Below are 21,020 nucleotides of genomic sequence, written 5' to 3' on the forward strand. Positions count from 1 at the left end.
TAGCGATCGCATCCGAAAACCTCCACTGTAGATTTGTAGACATAAAAAACTGCTCTCCCAGAGACCTAAAAAATAGTTCTCTGGCGAGACTGTTAGTGCTACGAATAATTTTGACACCTAATTTTATTGCCGAAACAATAGATAAAGACAGAGAAACACATGGAAAACGATATTATATTTGAGCCATTGAGATTCCGTAATCTCACAGTAAAAAATCGGGTATTTCGCTCTAGTATTTCTGGCAGATGGGATAACTATGATGGTTCAGGTACTCAAGCCCGAATCAACTGGGAAGAAAAGTTTGCTCGTGGTGGTGTAGGAGCGATTATTAGTTCCTTTGTCCCAGTCGCCATTCGGGGAAGAATTATGCCCAATTACGCCACCATTAACTGTGATGAGCGCATTCCTTTTTGGCGAAAAGTAGGAGAAAGAGTCCACGAATATGACTGTAAATTTATTTTGCAATTAAGTCATTCGGGGCGACAGCAAGATATTGGTGGTGTAGAAAACTTAGGAAAAAAAGCCTTAAGTTCCACTAGCCAAACTGAGCCATTCCACGGCTTTTTGTGTCAAGCGATGACACTAGCAGAAATTAAAGAAACAATCCAATACTTCGCCGATGGCGCTAGACGTGCCCGTGAAGCAGGTTTAGACGGAGTAGAATTGCACAGTGCTAATGGATATCTTTTTAATCAATTTCTCAGTTCTGGAATTAACGACCGTCAAGATGAATATGGTGGTTCATTAGAGAATCGAGCGCGGTTTTTGCTAGATGTAATTAGAGCAATCCGCAAAGAAGTAGGCAACGATTTTCATCTACAATTCAAAATTAGTGCCGTTGACTATAACAACGCCGTCACCTTTTGGGAAAAACGAGGTAATACCATAGAAGATTCCATCCAAGTTTGTCAATGGGCAGAAGAAGCTGGGGCTGATGCCGTGCATGTGTCAACTGGTAGCTTATTTCCTCACCCACTCAATCCCATTGGTGATTTTAATTTTGATATCATTACTAAAACTTATGATTCCATGTTGTCAAGTGGCGTAGAAACTACACGCAACTACATTTTATTTCGCAAAGCATTTTTGCATCCAATTTTCAATTTTTTATGGAATCGTGTGAAAAAACAATTGCCTCCTCAAGCATTTAGTGGTAATGATGTAAAAGATCCTAAAATCAAACAGCTACTAATAGAGAATCAAGGCAGAAACTTACTAGATTCCAGAGAAATTAAAAAGCACGTTAATATTCCCGTATTATGTACAGGTGGTTTACAGCAAGCTTCTTATATTCGTCAGGCAATTGACGAGCATTATTGTGATGGCGTGACAATGGCTCGTACCCTAATTGCTAATAATGACCTAGTTAAATCTTTTCAAGCAGGTAAAGACCTGGCAGATAAACCCTGTACTTATTGCAATAAATGTCTGCTGAATGTCATTGAAAATCCCTTGGGTTGTTACGAGCAAGATCGCTTCAATAGCTATGAAGAGATGATGGAAGAAGTAATGTCAGTCTTTCATGAAACTCAGTTTGCAAATTTATCTAGATAAAAAAGCGATGCGGATCGCATCGACAATTTCGCTTAAAAATAATCTTGACAAAATGGGGAGTGTTTCATGACTGAACAAACAAACCCTACCCTACTTCCAACCTCAATCAAAGGAATCTTCCAGCGGATTTGGGTTGTAATTGTAGGTATTGTAGCAGTAGCAGTATTTTTCCTTTGGCCTGTTTTATCTAACTCCCCAGTGGATTATGCTGATATTGAAAACCATTTTAAATATGGTTCAATCGGCAGCGAACCGGTCAATGGCATCCCTTACTGGATTTGGAAAGTTTTACCAGAATTATTCCCAGATAAATTACCTGGAAAAGGTTATACTTCTTTAGGATTTATCAAAGAACCTGACAAAGATTTACCTATAGGTTTTTCGCAAAGGCGAGTCTTTATCGATAGAGTTAGCTTGAATTGTGCTGTATGTCATACAGGAACGCTGCGAAATACTCCCAATAGCGAACATCAAGTCATCACGGCAATGCCTGCAAATGTAGTTAATTTGCAGGGATATATCAAATTCTTATCAGCAGTTGGTGTAGATGAGCGCTTTACTGCTAACCGGATGTTGCCAGAAATTGAAAAAATCAGTGGTGGTATTAATCCCATTGAAAAATTACTTTATCGCTTCATTGCAATTCCTCAAACTAGAGATGCACTAATTAATCAGGCATCTCGACTTAAATTCGTTGAAAAACAACCAGATTGGGGCCCAGGAAGAGTAGATACTTTTAATCCTTATAAAGCAATTCAATTTCATTTCCCAATGGATAAGTTGCGTGAGGATGAACTGATTGGTACTTCTGATTTCCCTTCCGTTTGGAATCAAAAACCCCGTGAGGGATTGCAGTTACATTGGGATGGTAATAACACTTCCGTTGATGAACGAAATAAGAGTGCAGCTTTAGGCGCTGGAGTCACACCCACAACGATTGATTTGCCTCGAATTCAGAGAGTTGCTGATTGGTTATGGGAACTACCACCACCAAAATATCCCTACGAAGTTAACGAAACTATAGCAGCAAAGGGAGAACAGCTTTTTGAAAGTAATTGTGCTAGTTGTCACGCTTTTGGTGGTGCATATACAGGCAAAGTTGTCCCAATTCAAGAAATTGGTACAGACCCTCATCGTCTTGACTCATATACCTACAAAACGATGTCTAACCAAAATACTCTGTATACAGGGTATCCGTGGCGCTTTAAGAATTTCCGCAAGACTAATGGCTATGCAAATATGCCCCTTGATGGTGTTTGGTTACGCGGCCCTTATTTGCACAATGGCTCAGTTCCCACCTTACGGGATTTACTAGAAACACCAGAAAATAGACCTAAAGAATTCTATCGTGGCTACGATGTGATTGACAGAGCAAAAGTTGGCTTTGTATCTGATGTCGGTGTAGAAAACGGTAAGCAATACTTTAAGTTCGATACCACAAAACCTGGAAATAGTAACAGTGGTCATTTATATGGAACCGATCTTCCTACAGAAGATAAAAATGCCCTAGTTGAGTACATGAAAAAGCTTTAAAAGGAGAAAAAATGAATAATTACGCTAAATGGTTTAGTCGCGTTACTTGGGTTGGCATTATTGTTAATATGCTTTTTGTCATTCCTTCTTGCTTCTTTCCAGAATTAATGCTGACGTTCCTTCAAATGCATATACCAGAGCCAATTATCTGGGTTCGTGCTGCGGGAATGCTGTTGTTTATTATTAGTGCATTTTATATTCCTGGGGCACTTGACCCGTACCGATATCAGGCAACTGCCTGGATATCAATATTTCCTTCAAGAGCTTTTGGATCGACATTTTTCATTTGTGCAGTACTTTTCTTTGGGCAAGATAAAGGATTTTTATCCATTGCTTTTGTAGACCTGTTTTTCGGATTAGCGGAACTAATTCTTCTGACCCTAGCAATGCGTAGCAAAATGCAATCGCTGCAATTTCAGTGAAGCAATTATCCTAATTTTATCCCTAGTCTAGTGTAGATATATTTCTACACTACAAACAGATTCTTCTGCAAAGGAGCAAAAGAGTGCCATGACAATACTCAAAAATAAAATAGGTAGGGTAATCACAAGCATCGTTTTAATTGTGGTTCTTTTAGCTGGTGTAGTTGGGTATGTGGGATGGTACAACCTTTTTCGAGAGGTTCCCACATATTATGAATCGTCTGAAGAACACTTTAAATATGGTTCTATTGGCACAGAAGAAGCGCAAGGTGTTCCCTATTGGATTTGGCTGGTACTACCACGAATATTCCCTGATAAATTACCAGGGCCAGGTGGTTATACTTCCTTGGGAATCACATGGGAAGAGGGTAAAGAAATGCCAGTTGGGTTTACGAAAAAAACCATTGGCTTCCCTCGCGTCGGTATAACTTGCGCTGTTTGCCATACTGCTACCTATAGAAAAACAGAGAAAGATAAACCCACAATTGTGGCTGCTGCTCCTGCTAATAAGTTTGATTCGCAAGGCTATTTACGATTTTTGAGTGCAACTGCTGGCGATGCCAGATTTACAGCAGATTATATCCTTGACGAAATCAAATATAATTACAACCTTTCTTGGTTAGAAAATTTACTTTATCGCTATGTGCTAATTCCTCAAACTAAGAAAGCACTGCTGCAACAAAAAGAAGACTATAGTTGGACAGATTTTCGTCCTAACTGGGGCCCTGGTCGAATTGACCCTTTTAATCCAGTTAAATTCAATACTTTAAAGTTGCCCAAAGATAACACTATTGGCAACTCTGATATGATGCCTCTTTGGAATCAAAAGATGCACAAAGGGTTTGCACTCCATTGGGATGGCTTAGAAACTTCAATAACAGAAACTGTTCAAACTGGAGCAATTGGTGATGGTGCTACTAAAAAATCACTTCCTGTAGCCGATTTACAACGAGTAGAAGATTTTATTCAAGAACTACCACCTCCTAAATATCCATTTGCGATTGATGAGCAAGTGGCTACAAAAGGAAGTCAAATTTTTGCTAATACTTGTGCATCTTGTCACGCTTTTGGTGGGGAAAGAACGGGTACTGTTATTCCTGTGGAAGAAGTGGGAACTGACCGCCATCGGTTAGATATGTGGACGCAAGAAGGAGCGGATACTTACAATCATTTTGGTGATGGCTACCCTTGGGACTTTAAAAACTTACGCAAAACTAATGGGTATGTATCTGTTTCCCTAGATGGATTATGGTTAAGAGCGCCATATTTACATAATGGTTCAGTCCCATCTCTACAAGATTTGTTCGAGAAACCAGAGAATCGTCCTCAAGTTTTCTATCGGGGATATGATGTCTACGATCCGAAAAAAGTTGGTTTTATTACTGAGGGAGATGAAGCCAAAGCTATAGGTTTTAAATACGATACCAAGGTAACTGCTAATTCAAATCAGGGACATATTTATGGTACTGATTTATCTGATGAGAATAAAAAAGCTTTGATTGAGTATCTGAAAACTCTGTAATGAAGTTTGTTTGCTAAATCCTGACGTTAATCATTTACTAGCAACCGCTCAAAAATAGAATTGGAGATCATCGTGAAACCATATTTACCACAAAAAGATCCTGATGTTAATGTCCGAATCAATTGGCTAGATAAAAATCGAGAAGAGTACAAATTTAATTACGATTATCTAGCTCCCCTACCAGTCATTGATAAAGTTCCTCATAAAGAAATATTCTCGGCGGAATATACTGCTAAACGTTTGGCAAGTATGGCAACTCTTGCACCAAATATGCTAGCTGCTAAAGCCAGAAACTTCTTAGACCCACTAGATGAATTGGAAGAATATGAAGAACTTTTGTCACTCCTACCAAAACCTGATGTCATAAAAAATTACAAAACAGACTCTTGTTTTGCAGAACAACGACTCTCTGGAGCGAACCCATTAGCTATCCAAAAAATTGATGTATTACCTGAAAATTTTGCTGTCACAGATGCACATTTTCAGAAGGTTGCAGGTACACAATTTACTTTGGAAAAAGCACTTAAGGAAGGCAAGCTGTATTTCTTAGATTATCCTTTGTTATCTGATATTAAAGGTGGTGTCTACGAGAATGTTAAAAAGTACCTTCCCAAGCCACAAGCTCTATTTTACTGGCAAAGTAATGATAGTCCTAATGGTGGTTCTCTAGTACCTGTTGCTATCCAGATTAATCATGACTCTGGTGCAAAAAGCGTAATTTATACACCAGATGACCCCCATTTAGATTGGTTTTTGGCAAAAACCTGCGTTCAAATTGCTGATGGCAACCATCAAGAATTGGGTAGTCATTTTGCCTATACTCATGCAGTTATGGCTCCGTTCGCGATTGTCACTGCGCGGCAACTAGCAGAAAATCATCCCATCGCTTTACTGTTAAAACCCCACTTCCGTTTCATGCTATTTGATAACGATTTGGGACGCACTCAGTTTTTGCAACCTGGAGGCCCGGTTGATGAGTTTATGGCAGGTTCATTGGCGGAATCTCTTGGATTTGTGGCGAAGGTTTATGGAGAATGGAGCGTGGAAAAATTTACCTTCCCTCGGTTAATAAAAAGTCGTCAAACAGACGATCCAGAAATTTTACCGCACTTTCCTTTCCGGGACGATGGCATATTAATATGGAATGCCGTCGAAAAGTTTGTGGCTGAATACTTGCAACTTTATTACCAAACCTCACAGGATATCAGTGACGACTATGAGTTGCAAAATTGGGCTAGAGAATTAGTAGCTCAAGATGGTGGTAGAGTCAAGGGAATGCCAGCCAAGATTGAGACTCTAGAACAACTTATTGAAATCATCAGTGTGGTAGTATTCACTTGCGCTCCTCTACACTCTGCTTTGAATTTTTCTCAGTACGAATATATGGCTTTTGTACCCAATATGCCCTATGCAGCCTACCACCCAATTCCAGAAACTAAAGGTGTAGATTTGGAAACTATCATGAAGATACTTCCTCCTTTTAAACAAGCTGCCGATCAGGTGATGTGGACTGAGATTTTAACATCGTACCACTATGACAAATTGGGTTTTTATGATGAGGAGTTTGCCGATCCATTGGCGCAGGAAATTGTGGTGCAATTTCAACAGAATTTGCACGAAATAGAACGGCAAATAGATATTAGAAATCAAACTCGTCCCATACCTTACAACTACTTCAAGCCTTCGGAAATTATTAATAGCATTAATACTTGAATTAGTTTTACTAAAAAAGAGGAATCACAATGTCAAATCAGAAAGTAACCGTCACCGCTCGATTAAAAGTGAAGCCAGGTTTAGAAGACAATTTTAAGCAGGAATTTCAACCTGTAATAGCTCTTACACTTGCAGAAGAAGGTTGTATTAATTACGATTTGCACCAATCTGCTGACGACCCATCTTTGTTTCTGTTGCATGAAAACTGGGTCAGCCAGGAAATTTTAGCTCAACATCTACAGCAGCCGTATATTAAAGCTTTGAACGAAAAGTCAGAACAATTTTTAGTTGAACCACCTGAAGTCAGGTTATGGCAGCAGATTGCGAACAATTAATTCCTAGCTGGTGATAATAATGACATCAAGGGTGTTATTGTATGGTGCAACTGGCTATGCTGGAAAACTCATTGCTGAATCTGCTAAAAATAACGGACTGGAATTAATTTTAGCTGGACGCAATCAAAGTTCACTAGCAGCTGTAGCCAATGAATTAAGTTTGAACTTTCGGGTTTTTGGCTTAGACGATCCGCAGGCGATCGCTCGCTCTCTTGAGGATATAATTGCTGTCATCAACTGCTCTGGGCCTTTCTCCAAAACCTCAAAGCCATTTGTCGATGCCTGTCTGCAAACTAAAACTCACTATTTAGACATAGCTGGCGAAGTACCTGAATTTCAGGCGCTACAAGCACGAGATACTGAGGCTAAAAATGCAGGGATAATGCTTCTCCCTGGTGTGGGATTTGGTGTTGTCCCTACTGATTGTGTAGCTGCTTACCTGAAACAGAAGTTAGCAGCTGCAACGCGACTGATTTTAATCTATGAAACAGTGGGCGGTGTATCTCAGGGAACTGCAAATACAGTACTGCCAACTTTACATCATATCGGGGTAGTCCGAGAAGCAGGTAAGCTCATTCCATCTCGCCCAGCATCGAAAAGACGTAAAGTTGATTTTGGTTATGGGCCCGAGACAGCAGTAACAAACCCTTGGCGTGCTGATATTATCACTGCTTTCCAAACTACGGGTATTCCCAATATTGAAGTTTATACCGTATTTCCTAATCCTGTGGGTTTCCTGATGGAGTCGAGCCAGAATTTGGAATGGTTATTTAACTCGTTTCTATTCCAAAGTGCTTTAGCAAGTTTAATTAAAACTCTACCTACTGGGCCAACGGCAGCAGAACGAGCCAAGGGGCAAGTTCGAGTAATTGGTATTGCTGAGGATGAAACTGGTCAACAAGTAACTGCAAAGCTTTTAGGGCCGGAAGCATACGATTTTACGGCGTTGGCGGCTGTAACAGTGAGCAAACGTGTGATTCAAGGCGAAGTTAAAGTAGGATTCCAGACTCCTGCATCTGTATATGGGGCAGATTTTGTCCTTGAAATTCCGGGAGTTATCGGGTTTCAGTAAAGATACAACAGAAAGCTGGGTTTTTTAGGCTTGATAGCGAAAAAACCTGGCTTTTTTTTTCTGACTTTGTGCATTTATTTTAAACCGTTTTGTTCACAAGGTTAGTGGAGAAAGTGCGAGGTCTTCTCTACGAGAGGCTTTGCCAACGATGGGTGGTTCCTGAGCGCAGCCGAAGGACTGCGCCTACGCTTTGACTCTGGGTTTGCTGGTAAGATTGCCGAGCTATGGTAGTGAGTACTGGCTCGTTCTATTCTGAACCCACACCCTGAACTTGCTAATTTGGCATGAATGAAGAGAGAATCTATCAGTCAAGTCAAATTAACTCTCTAAAACGCAATAGTGGATGTTACCGAATTAGTCAAAGTTTCAATTATTCTTTTGGTTGTGGCTACAGGTGTAGCTTTGCTGTCCCGGCGGTTGGGAATCCCTTATGTTACGGGTTTAGTAATAGCAGGTTTGCCCATCACTGAGTTATTGTCTCGTCGGATTGGTTTAAGTCCAACCCTTGTTTTGGATCTTTTCTTACCAATTCTGATCTTTGAAGCTGGTATTAATACAGATGTCAGCCGCTTACGCAGTACCTTTAAACCAATTGCCTTACTAGCCGGGCCAGGGGCTGTGATTTCCAGTGCGATTATTGCCATCCTGTTGAAATTTGGGCTGGGACTGGGTTGGATACCTGCGTTATTTGTCGGAGTAATTCTGGCAAACACTGATACTGTTTCCATGATTGCTGTATTTAAGGAGATACCAGTACCCTCGCGGCTTTCCACCATTGTTGAAGGAGAAACTTTATTCAATGACGCTGCTGCCCTTGTTTCCTTCAACTTGATCGTGCAAGTATATTCAACAGGCTCACTCACATTTGTAGAGGGAATCCAACAGCTGCTATTTATCTCACTAGGAGGCTGCGTTGTCGGGTTAGTCTTGGGCTACTTGAGTATACCTGTATTTGCCCGTTTAGATGATGCCCTTGGCAGTCTTTTGCTGACAGTCGCAGTTGCATTAGGAACTTTTCAGGCTGGGCAATTTCTCGGTGTATCAGGGCCTGTGGCTGTAGTTGTTGCTGGATTGATTTTCGGGAATTTTGGGCTTTCTCGGAATACTTCTGCTTCTAGCCGCATCACTTTATTGAGTTTTTGGGAATATGCTAGTTTTACTGTCAACACCTTTATTTTTCTGTTGATTGGTGTAGAAATAAATTTGGTAACACTCTGGAAAACTTTACCTGCAATTCTACTTGCAGTTTTGGCTTTTCAAGTCGGGCGAGTTCTTACAGTTTATCCGCTACTAGCATTAGTTCGTTGGATTGACCGTCCAATTCCGCTGCGCTGGCAACATTTACTGTTTTTAGGCAACATCAAAGGTTCACTCTCAATGGCTCTGGCATTGAGTTTACCTACAACACTGCCAGGGCGAGAAGTTTTGATAGCTATAGTCTTCGGCTGTGTGCTGGTGTCGTTAGTGGGACAGGGTTTAAGTTTGCCTTGGGTGGTAAAACGCTTAAAGTTATCTAAATTTTCTGAAGTTCAGCAACAGGTTGAAGAGTTGCAAGCCCAGCTGATGACGGGTAAGGCGGCACAAGATGAATTAGATAGCCTATTGAAATCAGGGGTATTACCAAAAGCTGTTTATGAAGAGATGCGTTCAGCTTATCAGGTACGAATTGCCGGTGCAGAAAAAATACTGCGGGAACTATATAATCGTCGCCCTGATGAGGTGGAAGGTAGAAGTGGCAAGAGCAGTAAACTTGAAGCTATTCGCCGACGTTTACTCTTGGCAGAAAAAGGAGCGCTCAATGAAGCAATGCGGAAGCGAATTCTCTCAGAAGAAATTGTGCGTGGGCGGATACAAACTCTTGATGAACAATTGTTGAAATTAGAGGATGATTAAATATAGGGCATTGGGCATGGGGCATTGGGCATGGGGCATTGGGCATGGGGGATAGTCTGAGCTTCGTTGATGAACCTCTGAGCTTTGTCGCTGAACCTCTGAGCTTCGTTGATGAACCTCTGAGCTTCGTTGATGAACCTCTGAGCTTCGTTGATGAACCTCTGAGCTTTGTCGCTGAACCTTTGAGCTTTGTTGATGAACCTTTGAGCTTCGTTGATGAACCTCTGAGCTTTGTCGCTGAACCTTTGAGCTTCGTTGATGAACCTTTGAGCTTTGGCTGATTAGGATTCTGTTGCCTCCAGCTAAAGATTGAGTCAGAGACTCAATGAATGCATTCCCATGCTCCGCATGGGAACGAGGAAATGATAAATTAGCTTTTTAAAATTTCTATTTTAAAGGCGATCGCTTATCGTTATTTTGACTTTTAATTACCCTACTAGGACTGATAAAAGAAATTCCTTGTTGAAAGTCAGTACCAATCATGACTGCCTCTACTATCGGTTCGGATATTTCTGTTTGGGCTACCCACTCGACAATGAAGTTTGCACCTAAACCTCCACTGGTGTCATTTCTATTGATAAAAAAATCTGTCGAAGCTAGGGCATCAAGTTGAATAGGGCGCTCTAAATACTGTTTAACTAGTTTCCCTTCTGAGTTATAGTAGCGCACAGAAGTAATAACGATCGGATTAGTCAAATCTGTATTCCGAATACTAAGCGTAACTGCTAACTCAAAAATCTCTTGGCGATTGTGATGATAGATATGAGAGTAGACCGGAACATAAAGAGTTTCACCGCTGGCTATCTTAAAATTCTTATCCAGCGTCACTGTTTTTTGCAATGGGGCTGCTGGAATGGCATCGGGTTGTGATTTGGGTGTTGATTGACAAGATACAAGAAAAATAAGAGCGATCGCTAAAATAATATATCTATACAGCTTCATCAAAACTCACCATTTTTTTATTATCGTAAATCAAGGGGTTTAAGAACCCAACCATTAGACGTAGCGCAGAGGCAAAGTGGCTCCGACTCCAGTCAGTTTCTGTAAATAGACGACGCGGTAGGAGCGCAAGGCCTTGCGCCCCTACAACAGATGTAGTTCAAATATATGAAAACTGCTGTAAATCCCCGTCTGAGAGGATGTCTGAAAACTTTTTAGTGTTGTATTCGAGACTTATAGATCCCCCTAAATCCCCCTTAAAAAGGGGGACTTTTAGAAGTTTCCCCCATTTTTCAAGGGGGGCTAGGGGGGATCGGACGAAATATTTAATACTTCTCAGACATCCTCTGAAAATGTCTTGAATTTTGAATTTTGAATACTTCGGCTACGCTCAGTACAAGTTTTGAATTTTGAATTGTTAAATGTGTAGCTAACCCTACCTAATAAACAGTTTAAGTAGGAACTGTGCTCAACATTTTTGTTCAATAAAATCAATGACTTGATGTAAGCATCTTGGTTTAGTCACAATCAGCACAGTTGAATGAGGTTCCAGTATTGTACTGCCGTTAGGAATCATCAAATCTTCGTGGGGATGAGATTGATAGCCAATAATTAGCGAACCAGTAGGAAATTGGGGATCTTGAGCAATTTCGGCAACGCTACGACCAGCAACATAGCAATTGTTGGGGATGGAAAGTTTCAGAACCTCAATCTGTCCCTGCTCAAAATGCATCATTGATTCTACTTGTGGATACTCAATGGCGTTCACCATTGTTGCAACTGATAGTTCAACAGTACTGATAATATGGTTGGCTCCAGCTATCCGCAATGGTTCGACAAAATCGGGGTGGCGCATCCGGCTCAAAATATGGGTGACGCCGTAGTGTTTAGCAAGAGTTACCATTGCCAAGTTTAAGGCATCACTTCTGAGAACTGCTGCCAAGGAACCGGCTTTGCGAATCCCAGCTTCTAACAATACTTCTGTACTCACAGCACTGCCTTCAAAAGCCATTGCTCCCACTTGTTCGCGGGCGTAGCGGCAAGCGATAGGGTCAATGTCAATTACAGCAACAGTATGCCCTAGTTCTACCAGTTTTTGCGCCAAACTTAAGCCGACTAAGCCTGCTCCACCGATGAGTACGTACATGATTCCTGATATTCTTTGAATTTTTACTTCAGTTTACAGGTTAACAAATTGTCATTTGTCATTTGTCATTTGTCATTAGTTATTGGGCATTAATTCTACTTCTACAGCGATTGGAGGATTTTTAATTGTAATTTTTGAATTGGTATTTTTCGAGTAACTCTTTAACTTGAGCGGACACTAAAGGATGTGGATCTTTTTGTAACTGGGGGAGGATTTGCAGGAGAACGCGATATGAAACCATATTTAAATATGCGATCGCAGCTTCTCTGACAAAGCCAGTAGGATGACGCAAGCTCACTAGTATCTCAGAACTGGTCAGTCGGATGCGTGTCACTTGAGCATAATGGAAACAGCAAGCTAGACACCAGTCAGAAAGGAAATTACCTAACATCAGCAATCTGTGGAGGCGATCGCTAACTACCATGTTCTCATATTCTACGATCTTGGCTTCGACAAGATATTGCAATTTTTCTGCCTGTGGTCGATTATCTAAAATATTCAGCAATAAAGATTTTGAAGATAAAGTTACGGTATGCTCTAAGATTTCTAAGCCCCGCGCTAAGTTTACCACTGAGAGCGATCGCAGATTGAAGGATGCTGCCTGCATCTTTTCTGGCGAGTAAAGCAGTTTCAGTAATAGTAGCAGCCGCTCTTTCACATCCAATTCCAATTCTAGAAGGGCGCGTTGCAATAATTCCGAGACAATTACAATCCTCTGATTGGATTGATAATTTTCTTTTTGGTCTAATGTTTGGAAGTCGATATATGCAGCGTAAATTTCACCTAAAAATTTTAATTCCTGCTTAATTAAATTTTCTACCCGACTTTCATAAAATCGATCTACTAAACCTTTAATTCCTGGTTGTTTGTGGATTTTTAGTAAGCTGCGGAGAATATGATCCCTAGTAGTACCCCAGGATATTTCCAAGTTTTCCCATAAAGTCTCCAATGCTTGCTGAGTTCCTACTTGAGCAATAGTGCGCCAAGCATACATCCGCACTACTTCTGGTTTGTAAATATTGGTAGCCAACCGCAACAGCATTTCTAAAGCTTCATTTTCTAGCCGCACTAGGGCTGACATGGCTGTGCTGCGGGTTGATTTGTAATAAAGGGCTGCAATCAGTGCTGAATAGTACTCTTCTAAATGGGTGGCTGAAATCATTTCTAATACGGCACAGCGCACCCGTAATGACTCATCTTGTAATAAATTCGGGATATGAATCCGCAATGCCTGCAAATAAACTGCTTCTCTGAGCGCTCTGACTCCATTCATCCGTTCCCGTTCTTGCTTATGAGTCAGCATCCGGCGCATGGTTTGGGTAGCTGCTACCTTTTGCATGGGCGTTCCCTGGCGTAAGACTAAAGCGGCGGCGGTGGCGCGGATGAGTGAGTTTTGCCTGGGGTGTAAATATTCTTCTAAGAGGCTTAAATTAGGATTTGGTTCAGCCAGCCAAACGTAACGCAGCGCTAAGGCAAAAACTTCGGGGTTCGTTTCTTGAGATTCTTCTAACAGAGGACGGATGGCGGCTAGATAAACCGGATTTACACCTCCCATCAGCATCACTTCCAAACTTTGGCGCTGCAAATCTGGGGTTAACTTCACTAGTAGCGGGGCTAAAACTTCCGCCGCTCCTTGAGAGTCAATTTGAGCTAAAAGTTCAATGCAAGAGCGCTTATCAGCCTCACTACCTTTTTCTGCTAAAGCTTTGACTACACCCTGTTTGAAAAATCGCAAGCCGACATTGCTTGCACTCAAGTGACCCCGCGCTACACTCAAGACTAACAGTTCCACATAGCGCGATCGCAATTCCCAAACTACTTTTAAACAAGTGCCAGCTATCAGCATGGTTTCTGCTACCAACACCCATTTTTGCAGTGATTCGGGTACAAACCGCCCACAAAACAAGATAGTCACAAAAATTAGCGCTCCTGTCAAACCTGTGGCGATCGCTTCGGCGGTTCCACCAGATAAAGTCTGCATTCGGCTGCGAATTCCCTCTGGAATCGGTTGGTACAGGATGGGGCCGCTACTCATCACAAAGGTGTAGCGCAGAAGTTCATCAAAGAATTTGACAATTATCAAACCCCAGAAAAAGCTTTGCGATTGTATGGCTGGAATTAAATGCAGCAATACCAGCACTCCTGGGAGTGAAAAGCCGACGGTGATTGGTAAAAGTGTCGCAGTAAAAAATACTCCCATGCGTTCGATGAGTCGGCTGGAAAAAAACCATTGCAACAACAACTCACACAGTCCCAACATCCCACCAAAAAGACCCAAAAAACTCGCAAGTTCTCGGTCGCTCAAATTGGATTGGAGTTCGCGTAGATACTGAAAATCTATTAACAACCCAATAACTTGCAATAGTCCCACAAAAGCAAACAACTGCCAGACGTAGCGCTTCAGAGGACTTTTAATGAAACGCTCTCGTGAAACTTGTTGTTCAGGAGCTAGTCTTTGTGGGGTTTCAGGAAAAGCTGCTCGATAATGATGAGTTAAATAGAATAGAATTCCCGATCCTAATAAAATCACCATACAGGCGATGAGGATGATCTTATTCAGCGTGGTGTATTGCACTAGCCAAGGCAAACTAAAGCCACTGATCACATCTGCTACTAAAAGCCCACTACTCACCAGTGGGTAAGTCCGTTTAATCTCCCGAATATTAAATATTTGATTGGCGACAATGGAGGTGTTGAGGTCATTGACCACATAAAGTGCATCTACCCATAGCCGCAGCAGAAATGCCGAAATCACTGCTAGGTAGGAAAAATGCGATCCCCAACGTAATACAATTAATAAAACTAATGGCATCAACATACAAGGTGCGATCGCCACAATTACCCGACGTAAGGGAAAAATCTTTTGCAGCCAAGAGTATAAAAAAACCAGTCCAGCACTCATTGCTGCACTAGCAATATACATCCAAGGCAGTAGATGAGTCCCATATTCATCCAAAAACAGCGCCACCGTACTGTCTTCTGCCCACCGCAATCCTACAGATACAATTGTGTAAAAAAGAAACATTATCTGGGTTCGTTCGCTCTCCTCTGGTCGGAGATTCACCCACTGTAGTAGTCGTGGTAAAGCAACTTTATTTGCAGCCAACCAGTGATTTTTCAGTTCCATGCAGTTTTATTTTCTGGTAGTATCACCGCGCAATGGGCATTGGGCATTGGGCATGGGAAAGAGGACTTGGGGACAAGGAGAATTGGGGACAAGGGGAAAGACTTGTTGGTAGTTCTAAACTTTTGTCACCTTGTCACCTTGTCCCCTCTGCTCCCCTGCCCCTCTGCCTCCTCATCCCCTGGAAATAGCAAAAGTCCTGAGCAACTGAGTATTATGTTTCCCACTCAGGGTTCAGGACTATCGATTTTAGATAAATTTAAACGCTTTCGTAAGACTGCACAGCTAACTATGCGCCCAAAGCGTATATTGCATTCAAATAAAAGATGAAAAAATCCCCCGACTTCTAGCCAGGGGATTTTCAAACTTGGTCTATTAAACAGTTAGAGAATTATTTTTTAGGCGATATGAGCATCATCATGTTTCGTCCTTCTTTTTTAGGCGCTTGTTGAAGCTCACCAAAAGGCTCCAAATCCGTTGCCATTCGCTTGAGCAAATCTTCTGCTAGGTCGCTGTGTTGAATTTCTCGACCCCGGAACATCACAGTTGCTTTGACTTTATCGCCATCTTTCAAAAAGCGCTCTGCTTGCTTAACACGCACATTGTAGTCGTGTTCTTCTATTTTGTAGCGCATCTTAACTTCTTTGACATCAGCCGTGTGCTGCTTTTTCCGGGCTTCCCGCGCCTTTTTCTCCTGTTCAAACTTGTATTTCCCGTAGTCCATAATCCGACAAACCGGCGGGTCAGCTTTATCGCTGATTAGCACCAAATCTAGCTCTTTTTCTTCTGCTAGTTGTAGTGCTTCCTGTGGGAGCATAATTCCCAGTTGGGCACCGTCAGTGTCAATGACCCGAATTTTCGGGAAGCGAATTCGTTCGTTAATTTGGGGCAGATCGCGAGTTCTTTTCTTCTCAATCACAGCCATTATGATTTGTAGGAGCTCTTAAATGAAGGATTTAGTGTGGTCTAAATTGCTATGCCTCAGAGGCAAAATACAGAAGTAACTCAGGACTGAAAACATAGTCTCCAGTTCTAGGGTAACTAATCTATAAAATAGTTGCCTCGTTGTATTTGTCATTTTACTCAGTCTGAGAGAATTTCTCTGCAATAGTTAATCTAAATTAGACAACCCAGACTCATATTAAATATTATTACAATTATTTAGCAAGACTTTTTGCGATCGCGTAACCGCCTTTTCCGGTGGCGATCGCATTGAGCAACATCATCAGGACTAGCCCCTGAGCGTTTTCTGAAAGAGAGTCCAGTATTGGTGTTGTGGGCTTTTAGAGAAAGCATTATCTCCCCAAACCCAAATCTTTGATGAAAACCTACTGTACAACGAGAATATAGTTGGATACTCAGAGTGGCTAAAAGCTTTGATTTTCCGTTTGATATCGAACAGGCTTGAAAAAATAAAGTTGGAAACTCTAATCCAATTTGTCTTCTATCTGGCCTTTGCTGCAAATAATAAAGTTGGAAACTGTCACATAAGTATAAGTACTCATCTATGTCAGGCAATTGAGCTTTTAGCTGAGAAGATAAAGCGCGATCGCACTCACTGTATATCTACAATAGAAAATTTCTTCCCATCACTATCATCTGGTTCAAATTCTCAAAGCTCACCAGTTGAACAATTCAATGCCTTGGCAATCTCCTTTAACTGTTCTGGTGTTAATCTTGCTTGGCATTTAGTCAAACTTACCAAGTCTGCACAATTGAAAACCAACCTAACTTTTTACATTTGCTGAATTAACTGCGGTTTTTTTGAGTTTTTCTATCCGGCGTTGCAGAACCTCTACACGTCCTGAATCTCCAAGGAAAATATAGCCTACTTTTGCTTGGATATAATGCTCCAACGCTTGCTTAGGGTCATTAATCGCAGCATATATCTGTCCTAAACTATACTGAGCTAGTGTCCAATCTTCCATATCTTCTAATCCTTGAACTGAGTCGAGCGCTTTGAGATAATTGGCTTCTGCTAAACGGACAAGCCCAGTTTGCCAGTACAGATCCCCTAGAGTACGGTAAATCAGAGGGTATTGCTTTCCTTGTTGAATCAAAGATTCTAAAAGTGCGATCGCTTCGCTAGTTAAGCTATAGGTTTTGTAGGTATTAGCAGACAATTTATAGGCTGAAATAACAGATTCAGGCAAAACATAGTTACCGTAAAAATTCGCCAAACTTAAAGCAGATGCTTCGTTACTTAAAGGTGTAGGAGAAATTTTGGCAGCTTGCGCTTTTACTAAAGCGGCTTCGGATTGACGTAAGATAATAAACTCTAGGTTAGAAGCCTTTTGCTGACGATTGGGGGCAATATCTTCCTGAGAAGATTTTCCCGTATTAGTGCGTACAATCACAGAATAAGGTATCCCAGCCTCTAAAGGCTTTCCAGCATAAATTACCTGATTTGTTTTGGTTTTGGTTCTCCACATTAAACCTTTTGGCCCTGTTACCTCAACGCTGTATTCTGTAACTCCAGATACTGGGTTCCAGCGGAGTAGGGGAGTAGCATTCAGCAATAGAGCATGGCGGGGAGTAATTAGATAGGGAATAGAAGCATCAACTCCACCCAATGTTTCCACAGCTTGAGAACCTCTGGACTCTCCATTTGCCCAGTTAATACAAAGCGAACCCATACCTGATACTACCCCTGCTCTCACCAGCAAAGGGTTACTGACTCCCGGACATTGGAGATAAACTCTAGCTCCTTTGTCAGGAAAAATTTGATCACCTTGATATAACTCCGTTGCAGGGCGAACAGGGAGCCAATCTGTTCGTTTTTCGCGTTGGACTCTCACTTTACCTTTGCCAGCAACAGATTGGATGCGGGCAGTTTGGGCCATAACAGATAATGGCAGGGTGATGATTGCCAATACTAGTGCCAAGACTGTAAATTTTGGTGTTTTCCCGTGATGAATCATTTATCTGTCTCCTGGGGTGTTAAGCGCTTTTGAGCGATCGCAGCCCATTCATCTTGTTCGGGAATGGTAATGTTGGCATACTGATTGCAAGTTTTCCACTCTGTAAGTGCTGCTTTTTTATCTTTCTGAGCTTCCATTACTTGTGCTAAGAGGCAATGAGGAGCAGCAATTTCATAATTTTCTAGCTTCACAGTAGATTTTAAGTTGATTGCTTCTAATAACTTGGCTTCTGCATCTGGGTAGTTTCCTTGCTTGACTCTTGCCCAACCAAGATTTTTGAGAACTGCATATTTAGTTTTCGCATCCAAAGGTTGTTTTTTATCTGTATCTAATGCTTTGAGTAATAAAGAAACCGCAGCAGTATATTCTTTTTTCATAATGTTGAGTCGTGCCAAATTATTGGTAGCCGCAGGAATACCACCTTGAATCGCTAGTTGATATTGGGGGCGAGCTTGATCTATCAGTTGTAAGTCTTCGTAAAGTAAACCTAATTGAAAATGTGCTTGAGCATCATCGGCATTGAGTTGAATTGCTCGTTTAAATTGTTCTTCAGCACTACTCCAATCACCGTTTCTACGGCTTTCAATTCCAGGATTTGTATAAAAATTTGTGCCAATTTGTGGTAAGGATTGGCGAAGAATCAAGAAGATACATACTACTATCAGAGAACCTAATGCACCTAGCTCATGCCAATACTTTTCTGGGATATTAATCGCTTTGAGAAAGCTTTTGAGGGCTTCTTGTCCCGCTTTTGTCAGTGCGCCGCCTGCTACAAGGAGGGTGAGGACGCTTTGGGCACTGACTGTAAAGGCTCCAAAGGAATCGGGGCCACCTGTGAGAAAGCGGGGAGCAATATCACCCATTAAGCCGAGGGAAACAGTGAGGAAGCTAACAGAAAAAGCACTCCATAGCCAATCGAGGCGATCGCTCCAGGGTGTTGTGGGAGCTTTGAGAAACCACCACCAATAAGTTTCTTTGGGACTAAAGCTGGCTCGCCAATTAGCAGATTGGGTAAAAGGTGCGATCGCTCCTGCTTGTTTTCTCAAGGTTTTATCAAGGTGGCTAAGTTTTTCTAAGCTTTCGCCAGAAGGAGGGGCTAATTCTGGTGAGTTTTTGATGATTTCTAGTACAGCCTGTACGCGATCGCGCTTAGTCAGCACTTCCGATACAAGAGCAGGAATAGATTGATTCTCAACCACAGTTATATTTACAGGTGTTATTGACGATACCACATCTGGTGAATTACCTGTGTTTGGTGTCTTAGCTTCTACAGTTGAATGCAACTTGGTATCAGCAGGCTGTTCGGTATCCTCAGATTTAGGGTCAGTAACAGCAGATGGCGTTGCTAGCTTTGTCGCTTGCCTCAATCTTTGTAAAACAGTAGCATACTGTTCAATTGCCTGTTCTAGGGTTGTTGCCGAGATGTTTGATTGGGGCATATCTATAACCCATTGCCAATGAGGATGAACGGTGCCCAGTAGTAGGGATGGCTGAGATTGCGAGATATGGGTGCAGATTGTCCGCTTGTTCCCGCTGTAAACTTCACGCTACTTCTCTGACCCTGGGTATCAATGCTTAGGTTTTTACCTGTGATCATAGCGATCTGAGCTTGCCGGAGTGCTTCAGCTTTGGTCATCTTGCCAGTAGAAAGATTTTGATAAAATTGTTGCATCAATTGGCTGGTGCTGGCATCATTTACTAGCCAAAGGGAAGCAATCACCGCCTTAGCTCCATTGGTGAGAAAATAAAAGCTAATGCCAGACATCTCAATCCCATCAGCATCTACCCCACCTAGAGCAGTTTCACAGGCAGAAAGCACTACTAAATGGGTATCTTTCATATAATTTTGCAGATTTTGAATTTGTTCCACCGTCAATTTATCCCCAGTGCCGGAGAGAAGAAAGGAATTTTCCGGTCGACCAGCTTCAAATTTGCCGTGAGTGGCGATGTGTAGTATCTTATTGCCTGTTAGATGATCTCGCAAAGCTCGGAAATCGAAAGCTTCGTTGAGGAACTCCAAACCCGGAAAAATACCAACCTGTTCATTTCCTGACTGCTGAACAATCGCATCTAATTCTTGTGGCACATTGGACAAGGGATTAAACCCCGAAAACCCTTTAGATACACCCATTGCCAGAATATGGGTGTCTTGTTTGTTCGGGGGAAGGCGATCGCTAACATCGGTTAACCCTGCATTGATAACCGTTGAAATCCCATAGCGTTGAATCAAATATTGCTGCCCATCAAACAGGGCTGCCATCGGAATATAGCGGGTAGAACGGTCAAGGGCAAACACCAAATGCTGCACAGTCTTGTCCTTGAGTTCGCTTTCTAGAGGTTTAATGAGCCAGTCATACAGTTGTTGGCTGGTAGCTTTCACCGCAGCCAGATCGCTAGAACTGGATAGTTGGGTTCTAAACTGAGCAACAGTTTTCCAGAGTTGCTCTTGACTAACAGGTGTTTCAAAACTGCGGAAAACTACTCCTTTTTCCCCTCCCCTAGCCGCCAGAAGGATACGGATTTTGTCTTTTAATACCAGAGGATAAATTAATACAGTGCCTGGTTCAGCCGTGAGGATTTTGCCGGCAGTATTGCTCATTTGGGCGGGTTCAAGGAGGGCAGGGTCATCAGCCAGTCTGTGTTGTAGGGTTTTCCGAAAGGCGTTAGAATCCTGATTGAATTTTGTGGTCAGGGCATCGAGTTGGTCGCGCAGTTGGCTCAGTTCACTACATTTTTGCTGTTCGCATTCGTAAACTTTTGCACCAAAAGCAATGAGAGTGCCATATTTACTGAGGATGTCTTCTTCAATACGGGCTAAGGCTATGCCTGTAGTTTCGCCTCCGGC

17 protein-coding genes are annotated in these 21,020 nt (G+C 41.9%); 9 read left to right on the top strand and 8 right to left on the bottom strand.

Annotation, left to right across the window (positions count from 1 at the left end; genetic code table 11):
• Positions 1-159 precede the first annotated feature (159 nt).
• The 9 genes from RMX89_RS25510 (at position 160) to RMX89_RS25550 (ending at position 10,325) form a co-directional block, all read left to right on the top strand.
• Complete coding sequence (locus tag RMX89_RS25510; RefSeq protein WP_322690917.1) at positions 160-1,554, top strand: NADH:flavin oxidoreductase; 1,395 nt, start codon at positions 160-162, stop codon at positions 1,552-1,554.
• A 66-nt stretch (positions 1,555-1,620) separates the two neighbouring features.
• Entirely contained in the window at positions 1,621-3,087 is a 1,467-nt protein-coding gene (locus tag RMX89_RS25515) for a c-type cytochrome (RefSeq protein WP_322673172.1), read from the top strand.
• Between the two features lie 11 nt (positions 3,088-3,098).
• Positions 3,099-3,509 carry a hypothetical protein gene (locus tag RMX89_RS25520; RefSeq protein WP_322686530.1) on the top strand — a complete coding sequence of 137 codons (411 nt, stop codon included), beginning with the start codon at positions 3,099-3,101 and terminating at the stop codon, positions 3,507-3,509.
• Between the two features lie 88 nt (positions 3,510-3,597).
• Positions 3,598-5,031: a c-type cytochrome gene (locus RMX89_RS25525; RefSeq protein WP_322690918.1), complete on the top strand. Its 1,434-nt coding sequence runs from the start codon at positions 3,598-3,600 to the stop codon at positions 5,029-5,031.
• 72 nt (positions 5,032-5,103) lie between these two features.
• A complete protein-coding gene (locus RMX89_RS25530; RefSeq protein ID WP_322690919.1) occupies positions 5,104-6,744 on the top strand; it encodes a lipoxygenase family protein in 1,641 nt (546 codons plus the stop codon).
• 29 nt (positions 6,745-6,773) lie between these two features.
• Positions 6,774-7,079 carry a putative quinol monooxygenase gene (locus RMX89_RS25535; protein ID WP_322673176.1) on the top strand — a complete coding sequence of 102 codons (306 nt, stop codon included), beginning with the start codon at positions 6,774-6,776 and terminating at the stop codon, positions 7,077-7,079.
• Positions 7,080-7,098: 19 nt separating this feature from the next.
• Complete coding sequence (locus RMX89_RS25540; protein WP_322690920.1) at positions 7,099-8,151, top strand: saccharopine dehydrogenase family protein; 1,053 nt, start codon at positions 7,099-7,101, stop codon at positions 8,149-8,151.
• A 339-nt stretch (positions 8,152-8,490) separates the two neighbouring features.
• Positions 8,491-10,044 (top strand): cation:proton antiporter, encoded by a 1,554-nt coding sequence (locus RMX89_RS25545; RefSeq protein WP_322690921.1) that lies wholly within the window; start codon positions 8,491-8,493, stop codon positions 10,042-10,044.
• Between the two features lie 44 nt (positions 10,045-10,088).
• Positions 10,089-10,325, top strand: coding sequence for a hypothetical protein (locus tag RMX89_RS25550; RefSeq protein ID WP_322690922.1), 237 nt, complete (start codon positions 10,089-10,091; stop codon positions 10,323-10,325).
• A gap of 106 nt (positions 10,326-10,431) precedes the next feature.
• Here RMX89_RS25550 and RMX89_RS25555 read toward each other — a convergent pair whose 3' ends face one another.
• The 8 genes from RMX89_RS25555 to RMX89_RS25590 all read right to left on the bottom strand — a co-directional run bounded on the left by RMX89_RS25555 (position 10,432) and on the right by RMX89_RS25590 (position 20,774).
• Positions 10,432-10,986, bottom strand: a complete 555-nt coding sequence (locus RMX89_RS25555) for a DUF3124 domain-containing protein (RefSeq protein WP_322690923.1) — start codon at positions 10,984-10,986, stop codon at positions 10,432-10,434.
• A gap of 466 nt (positions 10,987-11,452) precedes the next feature.
• Positions 11,453-12,130, bottom strand: a complete 678-nt coding sequence (locus RMX89_RS25560; RefSeq protein ID WP_322686536.1) for a TrkA family potassium uptake protein — start codon at positions 12,128-12,130, stop codon at positions 11,453-11,455.
• A gap of 121 nt (positions 12,131-12,251) precedes the next feature.
• Complete coding sequence (locus RMX89_RS25565) at positions 12,252-15,257, bottom strand: MFS transporter (protein ID WP_322690924.1); 3,006 nt, start codon at positions 15,255-15,257, stop codon at positions 12,252-12,254.
• 388 nt (positions 15,258-15,645) lie between these two features.
• Positions 15,646-16,179 carry a translation initiation factor IF-3 gene (infC, locus tag RMX89_RS25570; RefSeq protein ID WP_322673183.1) on the bottom strand — a complete coding sequence of 178 codons (534 nt, stop codon included), beginning with the start codon at positions 16,177-16,179 and terminating at the stop codon, positions 15,646-15,648.
• A gap of 236 nt (positions 16,180-16,415) precedes the next feature.
• Positions 16,416-16,550, bottom strand: a complete 135-nt coding sequence (locus tag RMX89_RS25575; RefSeq protein ID WP_322686538.1) for a hypothetical protein — start codon at positions 16,548-16,550, stop codon at positions 16,416-16,418.
• A gap of 431 nt (positions 16,551-16,981) precedes the next feature.
• Entirely contained in the window at positions 16,982-18,175 is a 1,194-nt protein-coding gene (locus tag RMX89_RS25580; protein WP_322690925.1) for a tetratricopeptide repeat protein, read from the bottom strand.
• Positions 18,172-19,614 (bottom strand): tetratricopeptide repeat protein, encoded by a 1,443-nt coding sequence (locus RMX89_RS25585; protein WP_322690926.1) that lies wholly within the window; start codon positions 19,612-19,614, stop codon positions 18,172-18,174. The genes RMX89_RS25580 and RMX89_RS25585 overlap by 4 nt, the downstream gene beginning before the upstream one ends.
• A 2-nt stretch (positions 19,615-19,616) precedes the next feature.
• The gene (locus tag RMX89_RS25590; protein ID WP_322690927.1) at positions 19,617-20,774 is read right to left on the bottom strand and encodes a CHAT domain-containing protein; all 1,158 of its coding nucleotides are present in this window, start codon (positions 20,772-20,774) and stop codon (positions 19,617-19,619) included.
• Positions 20,775-21,020 lie beyond the last annotated feature (246 nt).

The organism is Nostoc sp. DedSLP04, from assembly GCF_034530775.1.
Lineage (GTDB): Bacteria > Cyanobacteriota > Cyanobacteriia > Cyanobacteriales > Nostocaceae > Nostoc.